Origin of the sequence: Trichocoleus sp. FACHB-6, from assembly GCF_014695815.1 — a bacterium.
Lineage (GTDB): Bacteria > Cyanobacteriota > Cyanobacteriia > Cyanobacteriales > FACHB-T130 > Funiculus > Funiculus sociatus.
In genome coordinates this window covers 19249-37227 of the sequence record NZ_JACJOY010000108.1, presented here as the reverse complement: position 1 = coordinate 37227, position 17979 = coordinate 19249, and the positions used below count along the sequence as shown (strand labels likewise).

Genomic DNA, 17979 nt, shown 5'->3' with positions numbered 1-17979 from the left:
TGAGTCTCCTCAAATAGCGATCGCCCTCAGATTACCCGCCTTTACCCAGGTGCTTTTTCTCCAGCCGCATCAACCCCATAATCAGCGCCACCCCCACAGCAGCGCCACCCAGGTGAGCGAAATGGTCTACGCCGTCTCTCGCCCCCGTCTGTCCGAACTCGAAAAATACTCGTTCAACAACAAACTGCCCCAGAATCAGCACTTCCAGAATTTTTCGCCAATTCCAGCTCAACTTAATCAACACGCTGACGGCGAACAACCCAAAGACTGCTCCCGACGCTCCCAAAGAATAAATTCCCCCCGGTTGAAAAAGCCAGCTCATTAAACTAGCTCCCAGCCCGCAGATTAAATAAGAGCCAACGACCCCTAAAAGGCCTTCCTCTTCCTCAACTAAGCGACCAAAGATGTAAAGAAAAAACAGATTTCCCGACAAGTGCGCCCAGCTGGCGTGAGAAAACATTGCCGTAAAAAATTGATACCAGGCTGGGTTGGAGTGGTTTAGAGCCAGGGTGCTAGTAAGAGCAATGCCGGGTATATTGCCAACAATAAATATCAGCAGGTTGATTGATATCAGGGCAAAAACACCGTTGTATTGATAATTCCGCCGGGGGGAATGCCGATTATCATCTAACAGCCTGTCAGTGGCGGAATTGGCAGACTGTGAGTTTCTATCGTTTCTCATGATTAAAGAGTGTTGAGTTAGTTGCTAATTCACTGACAAAGCTGCTGATTCCATAGCCCTCTAATCTTCTGAGTCTGGCTGCTCCCGCTCCCATTCCTCATAATGTCCATTGGAAGGAGAGGCGTTGTTAGGTTTAGGGTCTTGATAAGAAGCATCGCGGTAGCCACGCATCCCAACGGCATTTCTGTGGCTTGGTGGCAGACGATCCATCGACCGACGGGCCGAGGTGGGACGCTTGAAGGTTCTCCAAGCCGCCTTGATACCCGCAAAAACGCTCTTGGTGCCAGCTTCGATATTTTGAGCCTGCTTTTTGGCACCGCTGATGCTTTGATCGACTTGTTTAACAACTTGACCAGCGCTTTTAACGCCTTCACCGACATCATCTGTCAAGTCAGTAATTTCCATACCTGTCAGACGAATTGCCTCCAGGGTTGGCGGCAATTCTCGGCGCAGAGTGTCAGCCAACTTTTCTAGACTTCTGGCTGCCCGCGCTAACTCCTGCACTGCTGGCAGTAGCGTGATTAAGACTGCGGTTAAGCTGACGGCAACCAGTAGAATTGAGAGTCCAAGCCAAAATAAGGGTTCAGTCACTTAACGTTCGCCTATCGTCTGTGGTTACAAGAGGACGGACATCAGGTTCTAATTCTGCCCCCGGTGTTTGCTTGAGCGCTTGTTGTTCGCGTTGAGTAGCTTCAATCCCCGCTGCGATCGCTTGCCGCAATCTGATCAGCGTCTCATCCCAGTTTTTCAGTGCTGATTCTGAGAGGCGATCGGCTTGCAACTGCACGCTGGTTGATAAATCTTCTGCTAACTCCGGTAAGGCATCGGCAGATTTTTTCAACAGCTGCCGTGTCTCTCGACCATTGCGGGGCGCAATCAGTAACCCGGTTATTGTTCCGATAGCGGTGCCTAGTAACACACCACCAATAAATGATCCAGATCCAGCACGGTTGTTTGACATCTTCTAGTCTCTATGTCTTATCTCCAATTCTATTCAGTTTTCCCGTTAATACTGATATGTTGCCCACACAACAAGGCAATCGTCCAATCTTTGTTTTGAAGAATTGCCCCAATCTTAAGAGTAGTGGTTTCAACTTCTGCGCCAGAAGCGTAGCCCTGTTGCTACCGATTTCGGCTTACCCCGCAGCCAGAACTTTCTACCCAGACTGAATAATCCTAAAACTTGTTGCACTCGTTGTAGTTGAGGATCGAGTTGCTGATATTGCTGTCCTAGCCGCAATGCCCCCTTTTGACCTTTAGAAATGGCATTGGGGGCATTATGTAGCACTTTGTAGGTGCTGCGTTCAGCGGCAATTATTTTATCTGCTATTTTTGCTAGACGCGATCGCAATTTAACTATTACCCAGGCACTATACAACAGCACCAGCGAGATCAGGACGTTGAAACCCACAGCGATCGCGATCATTTTCCAATTTCCAGGTGACACACCCCTCTATTCTGGCGAATCTAGACGCTGTTTTGCCTCAATTTCTCCCAGCAAACCCTTGTCAGTAGAAATTACTTCGGTGTTGCGAGAGAACGCTTCACTTGTGAAATTGCAGTTAATGCACCAAATGCTAACAGTGCTACTGTCGAGGAACTTTCGGGAATCAAAGCTGTGTTATTCCTAGTTGCAATTGTAAATTTAGTTACTAACCCAGTTGTATCGGCAGTACCAGTAGAAGCACGAGAATCGAAACTAAATACGCGAGATATAGAATCTCCAAAGGTATTTTCCGAATCAAATGCAGTTGTCCTAGTGAAAGAGAAGGTTCTCACATCAAGCAACAAGTTGCCTTGATTTGGGTCATAAAAAAATGGGTTTTCTAAATCAATAACTATATCAAAGTCTTTTGGTTGTTTTGGAGTGCTAATATTCGCACTAGAGAGTAAAAGCTCCCCGTTATAGACTATTGTTTCATCATCTCCAACATTTTCGGCAAAGGTTGTGCTTAAAACATCTGGCAATAAACTGGTTGTGGAAAGATTAATTTGGATATTTGGGATAGTGGATGAAAAAGCATTACCCGCTCGTCCTGCATCGGGACGAAAAGCAATTTTAGTAATCAATCCTGGTTCTATACTTAAAAAGTCAGGAGCTGCAAAAACTTGTTGATATCGTACTCCTAGAGGAGAAACAAGGAAGTTATTAAAAGGGATATTATTATTGCCATTCCCCTCTATGTTAGTCGTCCTAGTTGGAGAGACAATTGTTGCCTCTGCTATATTTCTACTTTCTAAAAGCCCTACGCCAACCACTAAGCTGGCAATAATTGCTACTCTACCCGCGACCCCAGATAATTTGTGGTGACTAACCATTCTAACTTCCTTTCCTTTGAGATAGTGTTACTAATCTTGAACTTGATACAGGAATACGACACACCTCTGAAGAAAGACTTTCTGAATTGACAAATAACAGCCGTCAACTTTTTCTCAAGCTAATACAACCAATACGTTATCAAGTGCAGGCCCCCAAGAACCACCGGATGTATTCAGGCTAAAAAACTCAATAGTTGTCTTGTTAGATTCCGCCATAAACATCCATCTTTTAGCTTCCCAGCCCATATTCGTTGGAGTGCGGCCAGAAATATTAAATGCAAAATTAGTTGATTGCCCTGCCGCTGTTACACCCAACAGCTTAATTGGAGGCGCGCCCAACGGGTTTCCAGCCAGACTAAAGGTAACAACGTAACTTTCACCAGGTACTGTGTCAAATGTTTGTGCAATTCCGCCAGCACCTGCACCGTCAAGATCCAGACTGCGATCACCATTAGCAGCTTGCCATAGTGTGCCTACATAATCAATGGGCGCTCGTGTCACAACCCATCCTTGAATTACTGTTGACCCTGGATTGAGTTTTAAGGATTGTCCTGGGTTAGGGCCGTTTTGGAAGCTGCCGTTGATAATTAGGTTTCTAGTCCGAGTGGCTCTATTTCGTCTTGTAGATTCTGTCGAAACAGTCATATCTAAAGCCCTCATTAAAAAAAAATAAAAACGGTTAAGTCAAAATGCTTATCACTACTAATATTCAATCTCACCTTAATATTCAGCTATCTATAGAAAGAACACTCGATTTTTATTAATCCACCTAAGGGCTGATATTTTAAGGGAACCTATAGCATAGCAATCCTATTTGAGTTCTGATGTCCCAGCACTTCAGATCCCCGACTTCCTAGAGAAGTCGGGGATCTGGTATTCCCGAATCCTTTGGGACTGCTATATTAGTTTTTAGTTTTTTAATAAACCAAAGCCACCTAGACAGGGATAGGTGGGCATTGCCTACACACTCCAGTCGAGGTATAGCTTTGGATTGGTTGGGTGCAATTGTATATTATTCCTCGCGGTACAAGACGAGCGTCTATTTATGGTGCCAAAATCACAAATATGAATACTGCTGAACGCATTGCTACCCTTAATCGCATCCGTAAGCTTAGCCGCCTGATGGATACAGCCATCGGTATTCCAGGGACACGTTTTCGGATTGGTTTAGATCCAATAATTGGTTTAGTCCCAGGCGCAGGAGATATTGTAAGTACAACATTTTCCGCTTATATTATCTATTTAGCTGCTAAATTCCGGATACCGGGTGAAGATTTAAGACGAATGATTTTCAATATTTCTTTGGAAGCTGTCGTTGGCACGGTGCCTTTGGTGGGTGACTTGTTCGATGCTTATTACAAGTCAAATATCCGTAATTTAGCAATTTTAGAAAAACATCTTGAGGCAGTTGAACCAGAAGTTGTTGAAATTGCATCTGAAATGAATCCATTAGACACTAACCCTCTGGGTAAAGTGCTATAGAAATCAGAGATGCTTATTAATACTAGAGTTTAGATTTTGTATTTTTTCCTTTGCCTTAGTTGCTATTGGTGTTTTTAAGTCGATGCCGCGCTTAGGAAAAATATTAAGTATAAAAGTGCAGTTCCTACGTTGATACAAGGATTGGCTGGTTTCACTAGCATCGTTAAAAAATCATAAAATTAATTTTTGCTAATGTTAAACGAATTTATTTTCTAATCTCTCGTTTCCAGGTTCTACTGAGGAATGCTTTGCAAGAGGCGGTTGCGTTAGGCTGACTTGGTTTGTAAAGCATCGAGGTGACAAGTCCTGTGGGCTTATCGGAGAATTATTGGGATTGTCAGGATAGATACCACCACTTCGCAACATTTTCTGTTGCCAACTGAGGTGAGGAAACGAGAAAATAAGCTGAATACAGGCGCTGCGGTAGGTTAACTTGAGATGGAAATCGGGTTTTCTTGGCAATTTAGGCATTGCTACCCGGTAAACTTTTTAAGTAAGTGTGGTTGTTGAGGAGTATAAATTATGCGGCAAATTAATTTCTTGATAATTTTTGCGCTAATCCTTGCCCTGGTTTTATTCAGCTTAGAAAATACTGCACCCGCTGCTATTCAAATTGTCGAAGGTGTGCAGGTGCAAGCGCCCATTTGTATTGAACTGATTCTGGCGATGGGCGTGGGCGCGATTCTCGCTTGGCTGTTTAGCATCTGGACGCGGCTGCTACGCGGGATAGAGTCTGGAAAACAAATGCGCCAGATGCGCTCTAAGGACGAGCGTATTCAGGAATTAGAGCAAAATATTGCCCAACGTCAAGCAGAACTGGAAGAAAAACAAAGTATGTCCCTTAGTGCTACTCTCCAAGAGCAAGATGCACAGACAACAAAAGCCTTTGCACAGTCCATTTAACTTGTTTGGAAAAGGGTCTAGGGGCAAAAGGAGGGATTAGGATATTTCCCAATTCCCCATTCAAAATCCAAAATCCAAAATTCATATGACAGCCCAACCAGCCCAAGAAGCGATCGCCCTCCTCATCGATCTCGCCCAGCGAGGAGAAATTGACCCTTGGGATGTTCAGGTGATTGAGGTAATTGACAAATGCCTATTGGAACTAGAGAAATTGGGCGATAAGCATTCTGGCACCTGTGAAGTAGAACTGTCTCACTCCGGACAGGCTTTTTTGTATGCTTCCATGCTGGTGTTACTCAAGGCGGACACCCTGTTTTCCCAAGCATCAACAGCAGACGATCCCGAACTGGACGACACCGATGCACAAGAGGTTGCTGATGCTGTCAGAAGCTTACCAGTAAAGCTGGAGCGACATTTGCGCCGACGCGGGACTGCTATGCCTCCTTCTAGACGTCGCGTGACGCTGCAAGAATTAATTGACCAAATACAGCAGATGGCAGATGCACTAGAAGAAAAACCTTCTCGCCGTGCTACAAAAGACCCAGTTTATCGGGTTTCCCAGTCTCGCGCCCAAGCTGCCAAAGCGATCGCTGCTTTGGCTCACCAAGAAAATCTTACCGAAACGGCAGCCCAGTTAGACGTGTTTTTGAGCCACTATCGTCCCCAAATGTCACTTGGTCAGGATTGGCTAGAGCTAGAGGAGCTGGTAGAGTTATGGGCAGGGGTGAAGCAACACTCAGAAAAGTTAAACGGTCAGGCATCGCCACCAGAGGCGTATGCTGTGCCAAAACGACATGATCGAGTGGGCGTTTTTTGGGCGCTGCTGTTACTATCAGCTCAGTCTAAAGTAGAGCTAGCCCAAGAAGAGTTCTACCAAGACCTGAAAATCCGTACTCTAGTGACTGGGGACTAGCGACTGGTTGTATTGGTTGTACTGGGAACTAAAAATTCTCTTTTAGCCAATGCCTATCGCCTACAAGGAAACTTGTAGAACATCTACAGAGTCGGTAGATTACAATGTTTGTCCGTCCATCCCTTATTCTTTAAGGGATGGAGATTCAGCTAAATGCAATAAAACTAAAGTGGCATAGGATTGAGGAAAAATATTCATGAAAGCCATGATTCTGGCAGCTGGTAAGGGTACTCGCGTTCGTCCTATTACCTACACCATTCCCAAACCTTTGATTCCGATCCTGCAAAAACCAGTGATGGAGTTTTTAGTGGAACTGCTAAGGCAGCATGGGTTTGACGAGATCATGGTCAATGTCAGCCACCTTGCTAATGAGATTGAAAGTTATTTCCGCGATGGTCAGCGTTTTGGCGTACAGATTGGCTACTCTTTTGAAGGGAAGATTGAAGAAAACGGCGATCTGGTAGGAGAGGCTATAGGATCTGCTGGGGGAATGCGGCGTATTCAGGACTTTTCTCCTTTTTTTGACGATACTTTTGTAGTTTTGTGCGGAGATGCCCTAATTGATCTCGATCTGACAGCAGCAGTAAAGTGGCATCGAGAAAAGGGCGCGATCGCTACTATCGTCATGAAAACCGTCCCGCGAGAAGAAGTTTCTAGCTATGGTGTCGTCGTCACGGACGAGGACGGACGAGTTAAAGCTTTTCAAGAAAAGCCCTCCGTGGAAGAAGCTCTCAGCACTAACATCAACACTGGTATTTATATTTTTGAGCCAGAAGTGTTGAAGTACATCCCCTCTGGCGTTCAATATGACATTGGTAGCGACCTGTTTCCCCAGTTAGTAGCGATGAATGCCCCTTTCTACGCGATTCCAATGGATTTCCAGTGGGTGGATATTGGAAAAGTGCCGGACTACTGGCAGGCAATTCGCAGCGTACTACTGGGAGAAGTAAAAAATGTCGCCATTCCCGGACACGAAGTGGCTCCCGGTATCTACACTGGCTTGAATGTTGCCGTGAACTGGGACAAAGTTGATATTACAGGCCCCGTCTATATCGGCGCTATGACCCACATTGAAGATGGAGCCAAAATAGTAGGCCCCACCATGATTGGGCCAAATTGCTGGGTGTGTAGCGGCGCGAAAGTGGAAAACAGCGTAATTTTTGAATACTCCCGCTTGGGAGAAGACGTGCGCCTGGTAGATAAGTTGGTGTTTGGACGCTACTGCGTGGATAAAACTGGTGCCACGATTGATGTCCAAGCAGCAGCGTTAGATTGGCTAATTACTGACGCTCGTCAGGTGCGACCATCTGAACCCCCAGCAGAACGGCAAGCGATCGCTGAACTGCTCAAAAGAGAGGCCATTTAGTCATTAGTCATTAGTCATTAGTTCATAGCTTTTGACTAATGACTACCTGCTGGGCTGAAAACTTTGTTTAGTAGCAATTGGCACCTTCGGGCAGCCTTGGTAGGGACATGGCATTGCCATGTCCCTACAGATGTATCGCACCCAACCCTTGAATTGCTGTAGTGAATTACTTTAATGCGGGGAGTGTCAACCGTGATGATGGTGATAGCGACTGAAGGCAGGGCCATAGGTAGCTAAAAGGTTTTGTGGAGAAAGGGCAATATCGGGCGTGCCAGTGCAAACGACAGTTTGGTTGAGACACAGAACGCGATCGCAATGTCGGCTCACCATATCAATATCGTGGGAAACCTGCAACACTGTCCAGTTTCGCTCCCGCTTAAGTTCATTTAGCAAGGTATAAAAATCTGCTGCCCCTTGTACGTCCACACCAGCAAACGCTTCATCCAGCACCAGCAGTTGACGAGGCATCACCAAGCAATAAGCCAACAATACTCGCTTTAGTTGTCCGCCGCTGAGAGTGCCGATGGCTTGATGGCGCAGGTGGTAGGCATCCACACGTTTGAGCGCGGATGCGATCGCATCTATCTTTTCTCCATCTTCCCACCACAGCCTTCGCCAAAAGGGTGTATTCCCTTTGTGACTGGGGAGATTCCCATGAAGGCTTTTGCTTTCCTTAACCCATCCCAACCCCACCAATTCCCCAACAGAGATGGGAAAACTGCGGTCAAAAATAAAATTTTGCGGCATATAGCCCAGCAAATGACACAGATGCCCCAATCTTTCCACTGGACGATCAAAAATCTCAATCTTTCCAGCAGTTCGCTCAATCAATCCTAGAATTGCCTGCACCAGCGTACTTTTACCCGCACCATTTGGCCCCACCACTGCTGTGTCAGTTCCAGGCAGCAATTCAAAAGAGACATCTCGCAACGCCAAATAGTTGCCTTGATAAACAGTCAAGCCATCCACCTTCAAAATCGGGTGTTGGCAATTTAGATTTTCTGAATTCACAACTCAACACTCAAAACTTCCAACTCAAACCCAAAATTCCTCTCTTTTAAATCAAGTCTGTAAAATTGCCCATAATAAAAAGACCTCTCTCCAACTTTGTCCCAAGCCATAGTCGCCCTCCTCTACCCCCTCATTCCCCCATTTCGACGGTAGGACACAGGAGGATGCCTTTTATTCGTGAGAGGGGTCGGGGAGAGGTTCCCTGGGAATAATGGGTAACTTACCGGACATGATATAACTCCTAACTTTCCTTACACGCAGCTTCAATAGTTTGCAGATTGTTTCTCATCGCCCTAAAGTAATGATCCGGATCTTGCGGGCCATTTTCCAGAGGATCGATGGGACGCAGGGTTAAGTTTAAGTCTTGGGAAAGACTTTGCAGCAATTTGTTGTCAGTTCCCGGTTCCCCAAGCAAAGCTTTCACCTTATGCTGTTTCACTGCTCCTACTGCCTTTTGTACATCAGCAGGCGAGAGGCTATCTTCTGGAATCTGGACAACCGCAACCTGTTTAAGTTGGTAGCGTTTAGCTAAGTACGGGTAAGCATCGTGAAAGGTGACATAAGTGCAACCGCGATAAGGTTGCAACCGTTGCTGAAATTCTTTGTCTAACCCTTCTAGCTGCTGAATGTAAGCAGCTGCGTTAGCCTCGTAAGTAGTTTGGTTTCCCGGATCGGCTGCGACTAAACCATCCCGAATATTCTCAACTTGCTGTTTTGCTAAGGATGGATCTAGCCAAACGTGGGGATTACCTCCGGCGTGTTCGTGATCGCCTTTTTCTTCGGCGTGGTCGTGGTCGGTTTCTTCTAGGGTTTTAATACCTTTACTTGCCTCAATCTCTTTTAGGCTGCTATTTCCGGCGTTTTTGACTGTTTCTTTGAGAAATTCTTCCAAACCCAAACCGTTTTTCACCAGCACATTTGCTTGCGCGATCGCTTGCACGGCTGCTGGTGTCGCTTGATACTCATGCACTTCTGAACCAGGTGGTACTAAAATATCTACCTGTGCCTTCTCACCAGCAACTGCCTTGGTGAACCAGTACATCGGCAAAAAGGTTGTCACTATTTTTACTGTCTCGCCACTTTTTGCTGCTGGCGGCGAAGCTGTCTGATTTTGAGACTGTGCCGTAGATTCCGCTTGAGTGCATCCATTAGCAGCTAATATCGGCAGCAAAGCTCCCAAAAATAGCCCAATTCTGCCCGGATGATGTCGCATATGAGGGCGTGTCACAATTTTTCCCCTTAACTTGTAAATATCTTTTTTTTGAGAATGAGTCTTGTTCTACTATATGAGAATCAGTCTCATTTTAGTACGATGTTACTGTCGGCGATGAGATTTTGCGAAAGTAATGCCCTAGTGGAGGATTGCAAAATTCTCAAAAAATCAGAACAATTACATTGGTGTGAAAATAGGCATAATTTCTCAGTAGCAACTGATACTTTGCAGTTGAACAGGACAAGCTACGGGCAAAATAAAGAATAAATTTTGTCCATAAGCTGCCTCTAGGCAGTAATGTGGTCAAAAATTTCTGAGAATCTTAAACGGGTGTGAGGAGTTAAAAAAGAATGTTAAAGAGCTTGTGGAATGCTCTGCTGGTAAGCCCAGCTGTTTTGGGTGCGATCTTGTTGATTGGTGCTGGTGCGATCGCGTCTGAAAGCTCAGATGTTATCCAAGGTACAAGCTTAGAGGTTTCAGATGCTAACGCAGATTATAACGTAGCTAATATTACTGAAGATGATGTAAGAGAGGCAGTAGAAACACCGAATTTGGTTACTGACAATCAACCATCAACAATCAAAAGAGTGGTTCCAAGTTCAGAAATTGTGGCTGATAGCAATCAACCATCAACCACAAATGGTGATGTGTTAGAACAAATCGATGTTTATAGCGATCGCGCTAGTGAAGATGCGCTGGAACAGGTGACGAATGTTTCTCAGTTGCGGGACGTGCAACCGACAGACTGGGCGTATGAAGCACTGCGAAGTCTTGTCGAACGCTACGGCTGTATTGCAGGATATCCTGATGGCACATTTCGCGGCAATCGGGCGCTATCGCGTTATGAATTTGCTGCTGGGTTGAATGCCTGTCTGTTACAAATTGAGAAATTGATTGCCGCCAGCACAGCTGATTTTGTCACCAAAGAAGATTTAGCCACCTTGCAACGGCTGATTGATGAATTTGGCACAGAATTGGCGACTTTACGGACGCGAGTAGATAATTTAGAAGGTCGTACCAAATTCTTAGAAGAAAATAACTTTTCCACCACCACCAGACTGGAAGGAGAAGTTATCTTTGGGCTGGCAAGTATCTTAACCGGAGAAGATGCCACAGGCGATGATATTGACAGCGTGACAGTTTTTGGTCATCGATCGCGCCTTAACTTTGAAACCAGCTTCACCGGAAGAGACGTTTTAAGAACGCGACTGCAAGCAGAAGGATTGGGTTCTTTTGCCGAACGTACCCTAACGCCAGAAGGTCAGCTAGCTTTCTCTGGAGAAGCAGACAATGATATTTTTGTCGATGCTTTGCTTTACGCTTTTCCCCTCGGCGAAAACACAGAGGTTGTAATTGCCGCTAATGCTGGTGCTTCAGATGACTTTGCCAGTACCGTCAATTTCCTAGACGGCGACGGTGCAACGGGCGCACTGTCTGCCTTTGGAACGCGCAACCCGATTTATTATCTAGCTGAAGGTGCCGGGATCGGGGTAAGACATCAGTTAGGTAATAGACTGGAAATCAGCTTAGGTTATTTAGCTGGTGATGCTGCGAACCCAGAAGACGATGGAGGTTTGTTCAATGGTCCTTACGCTGCTATAGCACAGCTGCTGATCAAGCCAACCGATCGCTTAAATATTGGCTTAACTTACATTCATTCATACAACAACAATGACACTGGGACTGGCAGTAATCTAGCTAACTTCCAAGGTGGACTTTCTCGCTTCTTTGACCGAGATGCTGGCGGTTCCTCGGTAGGCGATACTTTGGGTAGCTTGGGTTTCAGTACCGGACTCCCCCTAGTCAGCAATTCTTATGGTTTAGAGTTGTCTTGGCAATTAAGCGATCGCTTTGTTATCGGTGGTTGGGCTGGTTACACTAACACCCGCAACCTCTCCACCTTAGGCGGGTTAATTGACCGTGGCGATGTTGACATCTGGAACTGGGCTATTACTTTAGCATTCCCCGACCTTGGTAAAAAAGGCAACTTGGGCGGTCTGATTGTAGGTATGGAACCGAAAGTAACTAACTCCACCATAGATGTAAATCTAGGCGCAGTAGCTCTCTTACCTCCAAATATACCCCTACCCCCAGTTGGAGAAAATGACGATACTTCACTGCACGTTGAAGCGTTTTATCAATATCAAGTGACAGAAAATATCTCCATCACCCCTGGAGTTATTTGGCTCACCGCTCCCGATCACAACTCGCGCAATAATGATATTGTGATCGGTACGATCCGCACTACGTTTACTTTCTAGTCAGTTGTCTGTGGCGCAGGTATTTTGCCTGCGTCCATCGATTCTTTTTTGCCACTAACTAAGAGGATATTTTAAAAGTCCCACTGGCTGTAGCAAGCCGTACAATATCCCCCTTGAAAAGCAGGGGGGTTCATACAACCCTTAGAAAATATCGAAAATTGCAACATTTTGTAGGGGCATGGCAATCAAAAAGCCCCTACCGCTAACCCAAATCAACCTAGTAGCTATGACTAATAACTAATGAATATTATCAGTTTCAAATAATGCCAAAATTTTATCGAAAATGGCATCGCCAGCACGAGTTTCTAGAATAGAATGTGCTAATTTTACAAAAGATAAGTCGAGTCTGTTATCAGTATTAATAAGCTTGCTGGCAGCATAAAAAGTGATGTCATTCACACTTCCTTCATTCGTTATTCCTGTTTGCCATCCAGCCTTATTCCAAGAAAGAGATTTGCCGCGTAAAGTAAACTGAAACCACTCGATATTATCCTCGCGCAGATCCAAAAAGACATCAAAATAAGGCTCTTTAATACCCTGATACCATATTCTTTTGGAACCATTTACTTTGACTGGGGTCAGTATCTTCTGATCGATCCGTTGCAAAGAAGCACCCAGTGCGACAATCTCATCCGCGTCAATAGTAATATTAGTTCGGTGCATAACAGCAAAGTTTAGTAAATTCACCATCATTCGGGGTGTCTGTTACCAGACCGCTAGGCAATTGATAACCAAATTATCCCCTAAACAGGGCATACTTTTAGGATACGAGACTTTTTGCTTTGACTCCGGATGGAGGATTAGTTATTAGTCATTAGTCCCCACCTAATGACTATCGCTTTATCTGTCCTGCTTCAACACAGAGAATTTGGGAAGAATCTAGCCACTGAGCATCAAAGGAACCTAAGTGAGTTGTAGTAATCAGGGTCTGAAAGCGGTCTTGAATGGCATCTAGGAGTTGATTCTGACGATTCAGGTCTAGTTCAGCCAAAACGTCATCAAGTAGCAACAGGGGCGGTTCCCCAACGACTTCTTCAATTAACTTTAGCTCTGCTAGTTTTAGGGCTAATACTAGCGTTCGCTGCTGACCTTGGGAGCCATAAACTCTTGCTGGTGTCTGGTTGATGGTAAATTCAATTTCGTCTCGGTGAGGGCCGACGAGAGTTGTACCTTGGTGCTGTTCGGCGATGCGACGCTGCTGGATTTTTTCTAAAAATGCCTGCTGCACGGCTTCGGGGTCGTCCTTCTCTAAACTGATATTGGGAGCATATTTCAATTCCAGCACCTCTGACCTACCGCTAATGCTAGAGTGCCAAGTTTGAGCTAGAGGAGCCAATCGGGTCAGGACTCTGGCACGTCGGCGTGTGACGCGGGAACCAGTTGTTACCAATTGGGCATCCCACAACGCCAGTTCTGAAGAGTTTTGAGTGTTGGCTGTTGAGTTGTTTGAATCGGACTCTTTTCGGAAAGCCTTGAGCAGGGCGTTGCGTTGCCGTAAAACTTGGTTATATTGCTGCAAAATGTGAGCGTAGACAGGTTCAAGCTGAGTCAGAATGGAATCTACCCAGTTGCGACGCATCTCTGGCGAACCTCGTACCAGATCCAAGTCTAGACTGGAGAACTGGACAGCGTTGAGTACGCCGAGAAAGTCGAGTTGGCGGCGTAAGGTTTCGGAGTTGAGGGATACGGTGCGCCGCGCTTGAGTGCGTAGGGTTAAAGCTAGATCGACTGTACCGTTGGCGCGTTCTAGGGTTGCGGCTATTTTACCTTCCGCCGTTCCCTCGCAAACGAGATCGCGATCGCGCACGGCTCGATGGCTCTTTAATGTTGCTAATAACTCCACCGCCTCCAGAAGATTAGATTTCCCTTGAGCGTTATTCCCCACCAAAATTGTCTTGGGTGCGTCGAAATCGACTAAGCACTCGCGGTAGTTGCGAAAGGAACGGAGGTTAAGGCTTTTGAGGTACATAAATAATGGAAGGATTGCTAATGGCTAATTGCTAATTGCTAGTTGTTTATCAGCAATTAGCCATCAGCTATCATTGTCTGCTTTTGTACCAGCGAATAAACAGCTTTTCCAGTTCCACCCAAACAAACATTAAAGAGCTGAATCCCAGGCAAATACCCAGTTCTTGCAGAGTTAGTGGTGTCGTACCAAAGAAATCTTGCAGGAATGGGACGTAAAGCAGCAGCAGCTGTAACGCCGTGGTGAGAGTCACAGCCCATAGCAAATAAGGGTTAGAGAAGGGGTTTAACTCTATTGTCAGCCTAGTGTTGGAACGAACTGCGAGCGCGTGTCCCATCTGAGCCAGACATAAAGTCGTAAACACCATCGTCTTCCAATCATCGGGAAAGTAGCGGTATGCCACTACCATCAAAGCAATGGAGATAATGGCAAAGATAATCCCTATCCGGATCATGTAAGAACCCAGCCCCCGCGCAAAAATACTCTCGCGAGGATTCATGGGAGGACGGCGCATCACGTCTGGTTCTGCGGGTTCTACGGCGAGGGCGAGAGCTGGTAAACCATCGGTGACGAGGTTCATCCAGAGAATCTGCAATGGCGAGAGGGGAACGCCTCCCAAGCCCAGTAGGGGTGCGGCGGCAATGGTTAACACTTCACCAATGTTGCTGCCCAGAATGTATTTGATAAAGCGGCGAATATTGCTATAAACTGTCCGCCCTTCTTCTGTGGCGGCGACGATGGTGGCGAAGTTGTCGTCTAGTAGTACCATGTCGCTTGCTTCTTTACTGACATCGGTGCCTGTGATGCCCATTGCGATGCCAATATCAGCTTGTTTGAGGGCTGGGGCATCGTTAACGCCGTCACCAGTCATGGCGACGAATCTGCCGCGACGCTGGAGGGATTGGACGATGCGTAGTTTGTGTTCTGGAGCAACGCGGGCGTAGATGTTAACGTCGTCAACTTGTTGATCTAGTTCTTCTGGGCTAAACTTTTGCAACTGTTGACCTGTGAGGACGCGATCGCCTACTTGTGCTATTCCCAAATCTTGAGCGATCGCTTGCGCTGTCAGCTGGTGGTCGCCAGTAATCATCATTGCTCGGATGCCAGCTTGTTTGCATTTGGCTACCGCATCCCGCACTTCTGGACGGGGAGCATCCAGCATTCCCACCAAACCCAGCCACACTAATTTTTGTTCCTCTGTTTCTTCTGACCCTTCCGGAGGAACGTTGTCCATAGGTTTGTAGGAAAAGCCCAGCACCCGCAAGCCAACGGATGCCATTTGGTTATTTTGCTCCAGAATCTGAGTGCGTTGCTCATCCCTCAGAGGCTCCTTCTTGTCGCCCATCTGAATATGAGTACAACGCTCCAGTATTAACTCTGGCGAACCCTTGGTAAACATTAAGTAAGGTGACTGGGAGTTCGCCTGTCCTTTGTCCCCTGCTCGACAAATTACACTCATCCGCTTGCGTTCGGAGGAGAAGGGAAACTCTCTGACGCGGGGCATCTGCCGCAAGACAGGTTCTTTATCCACGCCTCCCTTTCCGGCGAGGACAATCAGCGCCCCTTCGGTGGGGTCGCCCAGAATCGTCCATTGGTCTTTCTCGTGCTGCAACATGGCATCATTGCAAAGCACGCAACCAAGCATCAAGGTTTGCAGATCCGGATACTGTTCTACTGCTACCTGTTGATCGCCTAGATAAAATTCCCCGGTGGGAATATAACCTTCGCCAGCGACGCGGAAACTTTGGGAACCAGTTTCTACCCGTTGCACCACCATTTTATTTTGGGTGAGGGTGCCAGTTTTATCTGAGCAAATAGTCGTGACTGAACCCAGAGTTTCTACTGCTGGGAGTTTGCGAATTAGGGCGTGACGGCGCACCATCCGCTGCGTTCCCAGTGCCAAAGTTACGGTGATTACAGCTGGCAATCCTTCTGGCACCACAGCCACAGCCATCGACAGGGAAACTTCTACGAGGTCTTGCAAGACACCCCAATCCCAACGTCCTGAGCTGAAGCGGCTTTGGATCATGCCGCCCACGATCACTATGGCAACTAAGACCAGAGAACCACTCACCAGCACGTTACCCAACTGGGTCATCCGCTGTTGTAAGGGGGTGTCTTCGCTTTCGACGGATTGCAGCATATCGGCAATTTTGCCGAGTTCCGTCTTCATTCCGGTTCCAGTGACGATTACTTTGCCTCGTCCCTGGACAACTTCGGTTCCCTGAAAGACTAAGTTAATGCGATCGCCTAAAGATGTTTCGTCGCTCAAATGCACTGATGCTTGTTTGTTCACCGCTTGAGCTTCGCCAGTGAGTGCTGATTCCCTTATTTGCAGATTTGCCTCTTCAATCAGCCGCCCGTCTGCGGAAATCTGCACCCCAGCTTCCACTAGCATAATGTCCCCCGGCACCAGCGTCTTGCCTTCCACTTCCACTTGTCTGCCGTCGCGAATGATTCGCACTTTTGGGGAAGACAGCTTCTTCAAGGCTGCTAGAGCTTTCTCGGCACGGCTTTCCTGAAGATAGCCCAATATGCCGTTGAGAACTACAATCAACAAGATGGCAATTGTATCTTTGAAGGGGATTTCGCCTGCGGCTAACTTTCCGCTTCGTAAATCCACCAGGTCTAAAATCCCAGAAATCAGGGCCACCAAGATCAGCATCAACAACATGATGTTTTTGAACTGATCGAGCAAGATTTCCCAGGAACTCCTCCCGGCAGTTTCCTGTAGCTCATTGGGGCCGTACTGCTGCAACCGTTCTTGAGCTTCTACGGTGGTTAGACCAGATTCTGCGTCGCTAGAGAGCAGTTCCAGCGTTTTTTCAACTTCTAAGGTGTGCCAGGGTCTTGCCTGGTCGGGATTTGAATTTGAAGGGATAGATGGAGTCACGGGAAATGTGCTTTAAGACCTACTAGCTCTCAATCATAGGGCTTAAACCTGGTGATTGGATGCTACTTTAACTATGCACTATGAGTTAGCCAGGTACAAAAATCGATAAAGCTTGAGGAATCAGGCGGAATTTTGCTGGCGTATAAGTGGTGATTTCTCCATCGGTATTGATTGGGCGACGTTTATTGGTGTATACCTCTATTTCCTGACTTTGAAGAGTCCGCACACCTGGTAAATCTCCCTGCTGCCCTTGCTTCATTGCTGGTAACAAGGGGATTATTTCCCATGCGCGTTCAATTTCCAAACTGTACAAATCCAGCCGCTGGTCGTTGATTGTTGCATCTTCAGCTATTGTCATGCCACCGCCATAATATCGCCCGTTTCCTACGGCAATTTGAACGGTTTTCACCTTAATTGATTCGCCATTGCTGCGGATTTCTGCCAAAAAAGGACGCGATCGCCCAACTACTCGGATTGCTGTTACTGCGTAAGCCAGAACTCCCCAGCGTTGCTTGATTTCTTTGGTCAGTTGCTTGGTAATTTGTACGCTTAAGCCTAAACTTGCAACATTAAAGAAGTGCTTACCATTGACCCAGCCTAAGTCAATTCGTTGTTGTTTCCCATTTGCAATCACCTGGCAAGCTTCATCTAAAGCTTGAGGAATTGCTAGGGTTCGCGCTAGGTCGTTGGCGGTTCCCAACGGCAGGATGCCTAAAGGGAGTTGCGTGTCAACTATACCGTCTACTGCTGCATTCAAGGTGCCATCGCCGCCACCGATAATGACTAAATCTACGCGATCGCTCCATCGCCGGATAATGTCTGGCAGTTGTTTGGGCTTTTCTGTAGACTCTTCTTGCAAATCAATGCCTAGTTCTTGCAATTTGCTAACAGCTTGAGCTAAAGCCTCTTTTCCGCGCCGTGCGTGGCGATTAACCAGCAACAATGCTCGCCGATTCATGCCTAGTTTTCC

17 protein-coding genes are annotated in these 17979 nt (G+C 46.6%); 5 read left to right on the top strand and 12 right to left on the bottom strand.

Annotated features, from left to right (window positions below):
- Positions 1-31 precede the first annotated feature (31 nt).
- The 6 genes from H6F66_RS21815 to H6F66_RS21790 form a co-directional block, all read right to left on the bottom strand.
- Entirely contained in the window at positions 32-682 is a 651-nt protein-coding gene (locus tag H6F66_RS21815; protein ID WP_190425369.1) for a rhomboid family intramembrane serine protease, read from the bottom strand.
- 60 nt (positions 683-742) lie between these two features.
- The gene (locus H6F66_RS28570; RefSeq protein WP_190425366.1) at positions 743-1273 is read right to left on the bottom strand and encodes a DUF948 domain-containing protein; all 531 of its coding nucleotides are present in this window, start codon (positions 1271-1273) and stop codon (positions 743-745) included.
- Positions 1266-1643: a YtxH domain-containing protein gene (locus tag H6F66_RS21805; protein WP_190425363.1), complete on the bottom strand. Its 378-nt coding sequence runs from the start codon at positions 1641-1643 to the stop codon at positions 1266-1268. Before H6F66_RS21805 ends, H6F66_RS28570 begins: the two co-directional genes overlap by 8 nt.
- A gap of 129 nt (positions 1644-1772) precedes the next feature.
- Positions 1773-2129, bottom strand: a complete 357-nt coding sequence (locus H6F66_RS21800) for a hypothetical protein (protein WP_190425360.1) — start codon at positions 2127-2129, stop codon at positions 1773-1775.
- A gap of 71 nt (positions 2130-2200) precedes the next feature.
- Complete coding sequence (locus H6F66_RS21795; RefSeq protein WP_190425355.1) at positions 2201-3001, bottom strand: hypothetical protein; 801 nt, start codon at positions 2999-3001, stop codon at positions 2201-2203.
- A 114-nt stretch (positions 3002-3115) separates the two neighbouring features.
- Positions 3116-3646: a choice-of-anchor C family protein gene (locus H6F66_RS21790; RefSeq protein ID WP_190425352.1), complete on the bottom strand. Its 531-nt coding sequence runs from the start codon at positions 3644-3646 to the stop codon at positions 3116-3118.
- A 420-nt stretch (positions 3647-4066) separates the two neighbouring features.
- Here H6F66_RS21790 and H6F66_RS21785 point away from each other — a divergent pair, with 420 nt between their 5' ends.
- From H6F66_RS21785 to H6F66_RS21765, 4 genes are all read left to right on the top strand, one after another.
- Positions 4067-4483, top strand: a complete 417-nt coding sequence (locus tag H6F66_RS21785) for a DUF4112 domain-containing protein (protein ID WP_190425349.1) — start codon at positions 4067-4069, stop codon at positions 4481-4483.
- 522 nt (positions 4484-5005) lie between these two features.
- Complete coding sequence (locus tag H6F66_RS21775; protein WP_190425344.1) at positions 5006-5386, top strand: LapA family protein; 381 nt, start codon at positions 5006-5008, stop codon at positions 5384-5386.
- Between the two features lie 85 nt (positions 5387-5471).
- Positions 5472-6299, top strand: coding sequence for a segregation/condensation protein A (locus H6F66_RS21770; RefSeq protein ID WP_190425341.1), 828 nt, complete (start codon positions 5472-5474; stop codon positions 6297-6299).
- A 196-nt stretch (positions 6300-6495) separates the two neighbouring features.
- Entirely contained in the window at positions 6496-7665 is a 1170-nt protein-coding gene (locus H6F66_RS21765) for an NDP-sugar synthase (RefSeq protein ID WP_190425338.1), read from the top strand.
- A 186-nt stretch (positions 7666-7851) separates the two neighbouring features.
- Here H6F66_RS21765 and H6F66_RS21760 read toward each other — a convergent pair whose 3' ends face one another.
- Both H6F66_RS21760 and H6F66_RS21755 read right to left on the bottom strand, forming a co-directional pair.
- On the bottom strand, positions 7852-8676 hold the full coding sequence (locus H6F66_RS21760; RefSeq protein ID WP_190425335.1) for an ATP-binding cassette domain-containing protein: 825 nt from the start codon (positions 8674-8676) through the stop codon (positions 7852-7854).
- Between the two features lie 241 nt (positions 8677-8917).
- Positions 8918-9889 carry a zinc ABC transporter substrate-binding protein gene (locus tag H6F66_RS21755; RefSeq protein WP_190425404.1) on the bottom strand — a complete coding sequence of 324 codons (972 nt, stop codon included), beginning with the start codon at positions 9887-9889 and terminating at the stop codon, positions 8918-8920.
- A gap of 350 nt (positions 9890-10239) precedes the next feature.
- Between H6F66_RS21755 and H6F66_RS21750 the strand changes: the two genes are divergently transcribed.
- Positions 10240-12150, top strand: coding sequence for an iron uptake porin (locus tag H6F66_RS21750; RefSeq protein ID WP_190425332.1), 1911 nt, complete (start codon positions 10240-10242; stop codon positions 12148-12150).
- Between the two features lie 237 nt (positions 12151-12387).
- On the opposite strand, the gene H6F66_RS21745 is transcribed toward H6F66_RS21750, so the two are convergent.
- The 4 genes from H6F66_RS21745 to H6F66_RS21730 form a co-directional block, all read right to left on the bottom strand.
- Positions 12388-12843 (bottom strand): hypothetical protein, encoded by a 456-nt coding sequence (locus tag H6F66_RS21745; RefSeq protein ID WP_199295297.1) that lies wholly within the window; start codon positions 12841-12843, stop codon positions 12388-12390.
- A gap of 139 nt (positions 12844-12982) precedes the next feature.
- A complete protein-coding gene (gene recF / locus H6F66_RS21740; RefSeq protein ID WP_190425329.1) occupies positions 12983-14119 on the bottom strand; it encodes a DNA replication/repair protein RecF in 1137 nt (378 codons plus the stop codon).
- A gap of 70 nt (positions 14120-14189) precedes the next feature.
- Complete coding sequence (locus H6F66_RS21735) at positions 14190-16997, bottom strand: HAD-IC family P-type ATPase (protein ID WP_190425400.1); 2808 nt, start codon at positions 16995-16997, stop codon at positions 14190-14192.
- A gap of 97 nt (positions 16998-17094) precedes the next feature.
- Positions 17095-17967 (bottom strand): lipid kinase, encoded by an 873-nt coding sequence (locus tag H6F66_RS21730; protein WP_190425326.1) that lies wholly within the window; start codon positions 17965-17967, stop codon positions 17095-17097.
- Positions 17968-17979: the final 12 nt, after the last annotated feature.

Bases quoted from the DNA above. Each gene is read 5' to 3' on its own strand.
- H6F66_RS21790 (WP_190425352.1), bottom strand. From the start codon at position 3,646: ATGACTGTTTCGACAGAATCTACAAGACGAAATAGAGCCACTCGGACT.
- H6F66_RS21805 (WP_190425363.1), bottom strand. From the start codon at position 1,643: ATGTCAAACAACCGTGCTGGATCTGGATCATTTATTGGTGGTGTGTTA.
- H6F66_RS21815 (WP_190425369.1), bottom strand. From the start codon at position 682: ATGAGAAACGATAGAAACTCACAGTCTGCCAATTCCGCCACTGACAGG.
- H6F66_RS21750 (WP_190425332.1), top strand. From the start codon at position 10,240: ATGTTAAAGAGCTTGTGGAATGCTCTGCTGGTAAGCCCAGCTGTTTTG.
- H6F66_RS21770 (WP_190425341.1), top strand. From the start codon at position 5,472: ATGACAGCCCAACCAGCCCAAGAAGCGATCGCCCTCCTCATCGATCTC.
- H6F66_RS21775 (WP_190425344.1), top strand. From the start codon at position 5,006: ATGCGGCAAATTAATTTCTTGATAATTTTTGCGCTAATCCTTGCCCTG.
- H6F66_RS21765 (WP_190425338.1), top strand. From the start codon at position 6,496: ATGAAAGCCATGATTCTGGCAGCTGGTAAGGGTACTCGCGTTCGTCCT.
- H6F66_RS21745 (WP_199295297.1), bottom strand. From the start codon at position 12,843: ATGATGGTGAATTTACTAAACTTTGCTGTTATGCACCGAACTAATATT.
- recF (WP_190425329.1), bottom strand. From the start codon at position 14,119: ATGTACCTCAAAAGCCTTAACCTCCGTTCCTTTCGCAACTACCGCGAG.
- H6F66_RS21785 (WP_190425349.1), top strand. From the start codon at position 4,067: ATGAATACTGCTGAACGCATTGCTACCCTTAATCGCATCCGTAAGCTT.
- H6F66_RS21755 (WP_190425404.1), bottom strand. From the start codon at position 9,889: ATGCGACATCATCCGGGCAGAATTGGGCTATTTTTGGGAGCTTTGCTG.
- H6F66_RS21730 (WP_190425326.1), bottom strand. From the start codon at position 17,967: ATGAATCGGCGAGCATTGTTGCTGGTTAATCGCCACGCACGGCGCGGA.
- H6F66_RS21795 (WP_190425355.1), bottom strand. From the start codon at position 3,001: ATGGTTAGTCACCACAAATTATCTGGGGTCGCGGGTAGAGTAGCAATT.